Here is a 9322-nt window from a genome sequence, read left to right as displayed (position 1 = left end):
AAATCTACTGAAAGCATACGGTTTTATTGGCAGTATGAGTCGTCTGGGAAATTGTTGGGATAATGCGGTTGCGGAAAGTTTCTTTGGCAGCCTCAAGCAGGAACGCTGCCAATGGCGGCATTACCAAACCCGCCATGCAGCACAGCAGGATATTTTGCAGTATATCGCCGTGTTTTATAATAACCAAAGACTGCATTCATACCTGGATTACAAAAGTCCGAATCAATATGAAGCAGAAGCAGCAAAATCGATAAAAGCAGCTTAACTGAGGTGTCCGATTTTACTTGACCACGTTAAAGTGTTGGATCTGTTCACTCCGGAGGAGTGTGCCAACTACTTCGCTTCATGTGGATGTGTAAATAAATTAAAAATGCTCTAGCCAGATATTAAATACGATAGTCATCAAGAAATTTTGGATACCACTACAATTTCTCTAAAAACACGCATGAGGAATGAATGCTTTATGGAAATGGAAATGGAAATGGAAATGGAAACCGAATACCAATCACCTTATTCAAATTTCGACCAGCTACTCATTAATGGCCAATGGCACAACGGCAAGGGAGCAAAGATTTTGCGAGACCTCAATCCCTATGATGGCAGTACGCTTGTTGAAATACCACATGCCAATCGCGATGACATGGACTAAGCCTATCTCGGTGCTGCCGAGGTGCAGCACGAATGGGCGGCATTAATGCCGGGCGAGCGGGCGACAATCATGCGCCGCGCGGCACAAATTATGGAAGCACGACGTGAAGAGATAGCGTCGTGGATCATTCATGAATCCGGTAGCACACGTATTAAGGCCAATCTGGAATGGAACGCTGTACATGGTGCACTTCTGGAGGCAACCACCCTCCCTTATTTGGTGGAAGGCCGAATTCTTCCGGCGGATATCCCCGGCAAGGAAAGCCGCATGTATCGTAAACCCGTGGGAGTTGTCGGGGTGATCAGCCCCTGGAATTGGCACAAGATGTCGAACGTGGCTCACGTTTCGCGCAACAACTCGAATCAGGCATGGCGCATATCAATGATCAACCAGTGAATGATTTGCCTTACAACCCTTTTGGCGGTGAAAAGAATTCAGGTGTCGGCTGTTTCAATGGAGTCTGGTCAATTTCGGCTTTTACGACCGACCAGTGGATAACGGTTCAGCACATACCGCGCCGTTATCCTTTTTGATGCTCAGGAATAAGGTTCTCACGCATTAGCAACCGCAAAGACACATATTTTGGGATCGCTTTTGAAAACAGAAAAAATCGTACGCTAAGCCTGTGCCGAGGCTGGCACCCAAGCGGTACAGCGTAGGAAAGGACACGCCGAGGTTCTTGGCTACGTCCTTGGCAGGACGCTGCTGGCCAGCAGCTTCTTGGCGGATTCGGTCTTGCCCTCTGTCATCTTGGGCTTGCGTCCACCCTTGCGACCAAGCTGTCGGGCGATATCCAACCCAGCGCGTGTACGCTTGATAATTAGCTCATGCTCCATTCCGGCGGGGCTTGACCATGACGTAATGATGTAAAGCTCATCGAACGGTAGATTTTCCACCTATCGAGGTATCCAGGCAAATTAGACTACTACAAATTGATATGGTGTGAATTTTACCGGCACGGATGTCGCGCAAACGTTGTTCGGCGAGATATAAATCTTCGAGGTCATCCAGATGCTCACAGGTCGCCTCAGTAATATAGTAACTTTTGGTTCGCCCAGTCTTTGCCGCTAGGTTTTTTAGTCTGGCTTCCACAGCATAGGGGAGCCGAATCGAAAGAGCCATAAAAACTCCACTTTGGTAGTTGTGATGCATGTATCATGTAATGGAAGAATAAATACAACTTCCTTTCACAAAAACAAGAATATAAGAACCGTTCACATGGATGATGTACGGTTCTGTGCGTTAACGCACAGAACCGATTTACACATACCGGTTATTCTGCAGTCCCTATTCATGGAACACCTTTTTGTGACTTATTGCTGATTCTGCAATCTGGTTCATAATGCTATTCCATAAAGGATTAATTATATTAATTCATACAGAAAAGGGAGGCAGAAAAAATGAAAGAACAGGTTAGTGTCAAGGTATCGGAACTCGTCGACATGGGGTGAAAGCCCTGCACCTCCACGGAAACAACCGCATCGCTCACCACCCGGGGGCCGTTCAACTGATGGCTGTTCGTCATCATCGTCATCCTGTTTCCGATTGTAGGCGGGCTTTTTCTCTACCTGGCCTTGTGGCTTGCTACGTCCCGGGCGACGATCTACGTGTTTGAGAAGGACGGTGAGATTCAGACATCCGGAAATGGTTGGATGGTGTCCTGCAGATGACAAGGCGCAAAGCGTTCATCTAGGAATCCAGGAGCTGCGCCAGGTCAAGGAGCGAGGATTCTGGAAGGTCATGTGGCCCAAGATGCGGCTGATGGCCATAATGTTTGATCTATGGGTACTTCTTCCCATGTGGATTTTTTAACCGGAAAGAAGTGAAGTGGTAGCAGCAAAACAGGACACGTTGTTAAGCTCTGACATGAGATAAATAGAGACATACTCATGGGCAAGACACGTATGCAATATTCAATACAATAGAATTCAAAGCCAAAATAGCCTTGGCAGCGATACGTGGAGAAGAGACGGTGCCACACTATGTTAGTGTCAACCTCGCTATTCGAAGCGATCATCTTTGGGGAACTGTTATGAACCGTAAAAACTTCCACTTGCATCGGCTGTTGCTGTCGATTGCTGGTGCGCTCGTACTTGGCGCAATTGCATCACCGCCTGCTGCCGTCGCACAGATCGCCGGTCCCAGTGCGGAACAGCGCGCCGATCAATTGATCGGCGCGCTGACGCTGGAACAGAAGATTCAACAGATCAGCAACCGCGCTGAAGACATAGATCTCCCATCAGGGACATATCTAGCTCAAGGAAACAAGATCGCTGAATGCGGCTTCACGCGTTTGGCGAGACACATCACGGGCATTCCCGAACTGGGCATTCCAACCTTCCGCGAGATCAACAACGGCAACGGCATCCGCGGCGGCGCTTGCACGCCCGAGCCCGTCAGGACGGCCGGACCGTCAATGACGCTGGCCGCGGCCAGTTTCGACCCGGAGCGGGTGGAGAGCTGGGGGGAAGTGGTGGGCTCCGAAACGTTTTCCTTTGCGCACCAGGTACTACTGGGGCCGGTCATCAACCTCATGCGCTCGCCGTATGCCGGCCGTGGTCAGGAATCCCCGGGCGAGGATCCTTACCTCGCCGGCACCATCGCTATCGCCCAAATCAAGGGTATCCAGTCGCAGGGTGTTCAGGCTCAGCCAAAGCACTTTGCGGGCAACGAACACGAGTTTCAGTTTGAACGCTGGACCGCAGCTGTGCACATTCCCAGCCGTGCGCTGCACGAACTCTATCTGCTACCTTTCGAGATGGTAGTCAAGGATGCCCAGCCCGCATCGATAATGTGCGCGTACCCGCACATTAACGGCGCTTACGCTTGCGACAACCATGCACTGCTGGTACAGACCTTACGCCAGCGTTGGGGTTTCGATGGATGGGTGGAAAGTGACCGGCGCGCGATGCATAGCACTGTGGATGCGTTGCTGGCGGGCGTTGGTTACGAACTCGACTCCGAACCGCGGTTCTATACCGAAAACAAGATCATGGCAGCGCTGGCAGCGGGTGATATCACCGAACAGCATATCGACGCGGCACTCAGGCCGCGCTACGTCAAAATGTTCGAATTCGACCAGTTCGAAAATCCTTTCAACCAGATCATCAATGTGGATCTCGACGCCAACGCCGCCAAGGCGCGTGCACTCGTGGAAGGGGGCATTACGTTGCTCAAGAACGACGTCGGCACCCTGCCATTGAAACCCAACGTCCAATCGATCGCCTTGATCGGCCACAAGTGGTTTGCCGGTTCGGCCACCATGCCACCGCGCAACCTCAGCCCGAGCGAACTCACTACGGTTGTGGCGCCCTACACGGTGACACCGAAGCAAGGCCTCGAAAATACCTTGGCCAAAATCGGTGGATCCGCCACGGTGACCTACAATGACGGCACCGATATCGCATCCGCCGTCAATCTGGCAATGAATTCCGATGTCGTCATCCTCATGGTGGGGACCAATCCGCGCGAGACACGTGATCTGTTGAAGCTCACGCTGCCTACGCTGTGCACTAACGATGGTGATGGCGATCCGTCCGACCCGGACCCGTCCGATCCTTCTGACTCCGGTTTGCCCGGGACCATAAAAGCGGCCGGTGAGGTTTGTGTCGAGCAGGATCAACTCGTGCGCGAGGTTGCGGCGGCGAATCCTAACAACGTCGTGGTGCTGTATTCTGCGGGGGGAGTGATAATGAACTGGCTTGACCTAGTACCTGCCCTTGTGGCCGCATGGTTTCCGGGTCAGGATGACGGCGACGTGGTAGCCGACATCCTATTTGGGGTCATCAATCCGTCTGGAAAACTGCCCGTAAGCTTCCCGACCAGCGAGCACGAGGCGGCCTTCGCCACCGAGATGCAGTATCCGGGAACACGCGAGAACAACGGTCTGCCCGGCGGCCCGGGATTTCCGCTCGGCGATGGCAGCCCGCAACTTGTCAGCCACTATTCCGAAAACTTGGAGATGGGTTATCGTTGGTACGAGGCCAATGGTGTCAAACCAGCGTTTGCCTTCGGCCACGGCCTCTCATTCACGACCTTCGAGTACAACGATCTGAGGCTCAAACGGAAATATCGTCGTGTGTTCGAACAGGTGCCGGTTCCGGGCACCGGCAGGGAAAACATTCCACAGCGCTTCTATCGTCGGCTCGTTGAACTGGTACCCGTACTGACGGTCGAGTACACTCTTACCAACACCGGTTCTGTCGCCGGTGCTGAGGCATCGCAGATTTACCTCGAACTACCACGGCAGGCGAATCAACCATCCAAACGTCTCGTCGGATTCAAGAAGGTATTCCTCGAGCCCAATGAGAGTGCTCGCATCACCGTTGATATAGACGCCTCCGCCCCCAACCACCCCTTCTCCTCGTTCGTGCCGGACGACCCGGACAACCTTGCAGCATGGGCCGAGGGAGAGTGGGTGTCGCACGCTGGCGCCTACCGGGTGCACGTTGGCGGGTCATCCGCTGAGACGCCGCTTGTGCAACGTGTGGGCATGGCCTTCCCGCGCATCAACAATCGCTCGGCGCGCCGGTAACCATCCATTGTCCCCCGGGTCATCACAAGCCGATTTTGCGATGACCCGGCAGATACGGAGAGAAGTCGCTCAACGCCTCGTCGAGATCATAGATACCTTCTGTGTAGTAGGCTGTTGACATCGAAAAGATGGTGAGGTTACATGCTGGTTATAAAAGGAATGTGATTTTCGATTGAGGTGATTCGGGTCCGTATACGCTTGTACGCGGCATATCCGTTAAGTTGCCGGCACGTGGAAGAAATGATAGAGGAACGTGGTGTATTTGTGGATCATTCTACAGTGGACCGTTGGGCAATCTGGTTTTTACCATTACTGGGGGAAATTTTCAAGAAGCATAAGCACCCGGCTGGCGGATGGACAAAGCTTATATTAAGATCAAAGGCACTTGGAAATACCTCTATCGTACTGTAGACAGGATGGTAAGACGATCGACTTTCAATTAACGGCCAAGCGTGATGCCAAATGCTTTTTTGACATAGCCATGCAAGCCAATGGCGCTCCTGAGAAAGGATCACGATGGATAAAAATGGCGCCTATAAAGCAGCAATTGACAAGATCAATGCCAACAGGGAGATGCTCATGATGGTTCGTCAGGTCAAATACCTCAACAATATTGTGGAACAAGCCCATCTGGCAGTGAAGCGAATAACAAAACCGATGCTCAGATTCAAATCTTTTCAATCCGCTAAAAATAGCTTGGCTGGCATTGAACTCATGCACATGATTCGCAAAGGTCAGATGATGATGGAAGGAGCTGACAAGATGTCTTTTGCTGAGCAATTTTATATGCTGACAGAGTAAATCCGCTTAGTTAAATATCGCATCCCGGATGTTCATCTTGGTGTCAAAAATTATTGCATTCTATTTAATAAGGAGTTTCACTATAATGAAATCCATCAAAGTTGCTGTCATTTATTACAGCCTTACTGGCCACAACCTGCAACTGGCTAAAGCTGCTGCCGATGCTGCGAAAGAAGCGGGCGCGGAAGTACGCCTGGCGCGTGTTATGGAACTAATTCCGACAGAAAAATTGGAATCAAACGAAGGCTGGAAAAATTATATGAAAGCTGCTCAAGGTATTCCAGAAGCAAGCCTGGATGATCTGGATTGGGCAGATGTTTTTATTTTCAGCACACCAACACGCTATGGAAACGTGGCAGCACAAATGAAAATGTTTCTTGATTCCACAGGTGGCTTATGGTCCGCTGGAAAGCTCGCCAACAAGGTGGCGACCGTGATGACAAGCGCGCAAAATTTGCATGGTGGACAAGAGTCTACAACGCTTACCTTGTACAATATTATGCATCACTGGGGTGCGATCGTCGTCGCTCCTGGTTACACCAACGAATGTATCTATAAATCCGGCGGCAATCCCTATGGTGCCAGCGCCACCGCCAGCCGCGACGTAACAGTTTCAGACGAAGTGCTGGAGTCCGCGCGCCATCAAGCGCGGCGAGCTGTACAAATTGCCAGTTGGATTAAAACGGGTCAGGCAGCTGGGCATCAGTAAACCCGCAGTAGGTCGCTATATGTTCAGTCCCAGATGATTAAAGTAGTGCAAGGGAAGTGTCTGAGTCAGCGCCGGTGTTTTGATCGTGCGCCGACTTGCTCATGTTCCACGCATTGCTGACACTTACGCCGCGCTTTTGCGGCGTCCCGTTTAAACGACATGTTAGGCTGTATGCCTCTCGGCATCTGTCGATGTATTCTCGGGACGTTGTAGTGCCTGCGTTTGAGGAAGACGATCGTCACGCTCACGCAATAACCAGTAGACAATACCTATTGCCAGAGTTATAGCGGCCAAGCCATACATGCTTTCGGCAGTTATTTCCTTAAGATCCAAGATAATAACTTTACGAGCTATCGCAAGCAGGGCAATGAGCAAGACGACCTTCGTTTGAATGACGCTTTGTTGCCGAGTGACCGTGTATTGGAGGGTATGGTTGAACTCTAGCGCGATCAATACCGTCATGATCTCGCCGAAGACGTTTTGGAACATTTTATGGTCGAGCGGGTCCATGGCACCAAACACGAGGCCACTGATAACTCCGGTAAATAAACGGAAGGTGGCTACAATAACAATTAACGTAATCAGCAGTGTGAGAAAAAGGGCAATCACGCTTTCGAAGCGTTGATAGAAGGTCATGATGTTCCACTGTTTTGCAATGATGTCCCACTGTTTTGCAATGTTCTTCCACATACTCAATTTCGCCTCTCCTTGACTCTTTATAGGGTTTATCTAAATAGTCGCCACTGAAAAACACTTGCTACTGATTGCAGTTTTTGGAATTACATCTGATTTTCTATTGCTCATTCAGATTAATTCGCATGAACTAAGGTTTTTATCAGAAGATTGGGGTGATTTTTGTATTTTACACACGGAAAATACAGCCAAAAGATGGCCAGGCAGCTATTGTTTCAAATTCCAGGTACAAGCGGCCATCAAGAGGTTGATGTGATCACCAATAGCGCCTTTCAGGTCATTTTTTGTCATTCGGTAATCTGCTTTTAAATGACTAATGATGGGTTCAATGGTTGCACGTCTTTTACATTGCTTGCGCTTTCTGTCTCGCTGGTAACAGTTATCCTGTTTGAGGGTCTTGCCCGGTAGTACGATGGATTCCGTTGACTTCACGCTTGCTACGATAGTCGCGATCACACACTGCTGCCTGGCCTGGCAGGCTTTGCCGCGCGAGGCTTCTACATGATGCAAGATAGCCGGGAGCGTATGGTTGTCGTGCATATTTTGCTCATGGCTCGCAACGTCTACGATCAAACTGCCTTGCGCAGCGCTGGCAATGGAGGCTTTGCTGCCGTATTCGTACTGTTTGTGATCTTTCCCTTTAGCCACGCAGTACACTTGCGGCTCATGCAGTGAATAGAGCTTGTTGCTGTCTTTGGATTGTTGCTGCAGCACTTGTCCATACGCTGATAATGCTCAAACAAGCAGGGTTGCGGTAATTCCCAGATCAAAATACCCGCTGGTGAATTGCCAGATGCACCTGTTCCTTTCTTGTAATGAACCGAGAATGCTTCATCAAATTTGTGCCAGGGGACAACACTTGCCAGTTGCAACAGTGGATCCGTAGGATCAAGTTGCCATAAAAGATCGGTTGCAAACAAATTAGGTTGATGAGAAGTTTTACTCGGAGTGAGCATCGACAATCACCGTTTCGACCAGAAAAATAACGCAGGTCTTATCATTCCCGGTCGATTCGATCAGCATAAATAATAGCGTGTCTCATAAAAATCAATCTGTTATTGTGATTTTCAGGGGTGACTAAATAGAAACACAGGAACGGAAAGAACAGAATTCTTCCCTGATAAAAAAGGGCTTATTTGAGTAAAGGGGCAAGGAAGGCAAGAATGCTTCGAATTGTGCGAGGAGACTGAATTCGTAAGAAAAATTTACCGGCCCGGCTGATGCGGATCGGGTTCGCGCATCACACAACCAGCTTTCTCCAGCAAACCATCGTCATTGAATCTGATTGTCTCTCCCGGTTGAAACCCGGGGGGCACTTGCTGGGTTATCACATAGCGATTGCCATCATTTGCCAGCAAGCTGATTCTGTAATAAATCGGCTCGGCAATGTTCCTCTCGGGCGGAACGTAGCTGCTATTACCCAGGACATCGACTTCAGTAAAAAAACTTCCCCAGTGTCTGCCCAATGGAACTGCGACTATCCCTGAAATAAATGTATCCGTATTGCCACCATTGGCGGGGTTAAGCATGACGGGGACGATGTGTTCCACTACTCCGCAATAATCAGCCGGAAGCCGGGCGGGATTAATCAAGGTTCTGGAAGCATCGGTGCTGTATATACGACGATAGGTTGACCGTTTCTGCCCGCCCGCACTCCCATCAATCTTGTTGGGAGAGGAAGTAGTAGCTGTTACACTAGATTTTACCTGTTGACGGGGTTTTGAATACTCTTCTGTTATTTCCTGGCTATTCACAATCTTATCTTGTCGCGCGCCGGAAGCCAGCGCAACTCTCATTAATCCCGCACCAATCATCAAGAACAGCACGGTGAATATCAGTTTGTCAAGAGAACCAGTAAACATAGTTGAACTCCATGACTCGGCACAAACAAAGTAATATCGGCAATCACACCCCGTGCTTGAGGAAGAATCCCGAG

Annotated in this window: 11 protein-coding genes and 2 pseudogenes; 8 read left to right on the top strand and 5 right to left on the bottom strand. The window is 50.0% G+C overall.

Features of this window, described 5'->3' with window-relative positions:
• The 4 genes from ABF86_RS10095 to ABF86_RS12900 form a co-directional block, all read left to right on the top strand.
• The coding region (locus ABF86_RS10095) for an IS3 family transposase (RefSeq protein ID WP_160803389.1) at positions 1 to 265 on the top strand (265 nt) is incomplete at its 5' end.
• A gap of 147 nt (positions 266 to 412) precedes the next feature.
• A complete protein-coding gene (locus tag ABF86_RS12910; RefSeq protein WP_240142301.1) occupies positions 413 to 649 on the top strand; it encodes a hypothetical protein in 237 nt (78 codons plus the stop codon).
• A gap of 21 nt (positions 650 to 670) precedes the next feature.
• On the top strand, positions 671 to 1045 hold the full coding sequence (locus ABF86_RS12905) for an aldehyde dehydrogenase family protein (RefSeq protein WP_074684812.1): 375 nt from the start codon (positions 671 to 673) through the stop codon (positions 1043 to 1045).
• Positions 1018 to 1182 (top strand): aldehyde dehydrogenase family protein, encoded by a 165-nt coding sequence (locus tag ABF86_RS12900; protein ID WP_240142300.1) that lies wholly within the window; start codon positions 1018 to 1020, stop codon positions 1180 to 1182. Before ABF86_RS12905 ends, ABF86_RS12900 begins: the two co-directional genes overlap by 28 nt.
• Positions 1183 to 1266: 84 nt before the next feature.
• Here ABF86_RS12900 and ABF86_RS10085 read toward each other — a convergent pair.
• Both ABF86_RS10085 and ABF86_RS10080 read right to left on the bottom strand, forming a co-directional pair.
• Positions 1267 to 1507: pseudogene (locus ABF86_RS10085) on the bottom strand (helix-turn-helix domain-containing protein); the annotation flags it as partial.
• 15 nt (positions 1508 to 1522) lie between these two features.
• A complete protein-coding gene (locus ABF86_RS10080; RefSeq protein WP_074684868.1) occupies positions 1523 to 1771 on the bottom strand; it encodes a CopG family transcriptional regulator in 249 nt (82 codons plus the stop codon).
• Positions 1772 to 2272: 501 nt separating this feature from the next.
• Between ABF86_RS10080 and ABF86_RS10075 the strand changes: the two genes are divergently transcribed.
• The 4 genes and pseudogenes from ABF86_RS10075 to wrbA all read left to right on the top strand — a co-directional run bounded on the left by ABF86_RS10075 (position 2273) and on the right by wrbA (position 6693).
• Positions 2273 to 2461, top strand: a complete 189-nt coding sequence (locus ABF86_RS10075; RefSeq protein WP_143032837.1) for a hypothetical protein — start codon at positions 2273 to 2275, stop codon at positions 2459 to 2461.
• A gap of 220 nt (positions 2462 to 2681) precedes the next feature.
• On the top strand, positions 2682 to 5183 hold the full coding sequence (locus ABF86_RS10070) for a glycoside hydrolase family 3 C-terminal domain-containing protein (protein WP_074684814.1): 2502 nt from the start codon (positions 2682 to 2684) through the stop codon (positions 5181 to 5183).
• Between the two features lie 171 nt (positions 5184 to 5354).
• Positions 5355 to 5984: pseudogene (locus ABF86_RS10065) on the top strand (IS6 family transposase).
• Positions 5985 to 6069: 85 nt separating this feature from the next.
• Complete coding sequence (gene wrbA / locus ABF86_RS10060; RefSeq protein WP_074684815.1) at positions 6070 to 6693, top strand: NAD(P)H:quinone oxidoreductase; 624 nt, start codon at positions 6070 to 6072, stop codon at positions 6691 to 6693.
• Positions 6694 to 6855: 162 nt separating this feature from the next.
• On the opposite strand, the gene ABF86_RS10055 is transcribed toward wrbA, so the two are convergent.
• The 3 genes from ABF86_RS10055 to ABF86_RS10045 form a co-directional block, all read right to left on the bottom strand.
• Positions 6856 to 7383 carry a phosphate-starvation-inducible PsiE family protein gene (locus ABF86_RS10055; protein WP_011633962.1) on the bottom strand — a complete coding sequence of 176 codons (528 nt, stop codon included), beginning with the start codon at positions 7381 to 7383 and terminating at the stop codon, positions 6856 to 6858.
• Positions 7384 to 7593: 210 nt separating this feature from the next.
• Positions 7594 to 8100, bottom strand: a complete 507-nt coding sequence (locus ABF86_RS10050) for a transposase (protein ID WP_143032838.1) — start codon at positions 8098 to 8100, stop codon at positions 7594 to 7596.
• Positions 8101 to 8591: 491 nt separating this feature from the next.
• On the bottom strand, positions 8592 to 9248 hold the full coding sequence (locus tag ABF86_RS10045; protein WP_074684818.1) for a hypothetical protein: 657 nt from the start codon (positions 9246 to 9248) through the stop codon (positions 8592 to 8594).
• Positions 9249 to 9322: the final 74 nt, after the last annotated feature.

The sequence above is a fragment of the Nitrosomonas sp. GH22 genome (genome assembly GCF_009833115.1).
In the GTDB taxonomy this organism is placed as follows: Bacteria; Pseudomonadota; Gammaproteobacteria; order Burkholderiales; family Nitrosomonadaceae; genus Nitrosomonas; species Nitrosomonas eutropha.
Note: the sequence above shows the minus strand (reverse complement) of the source record. Positions and strands in the feature narration are given on the sequence as shown.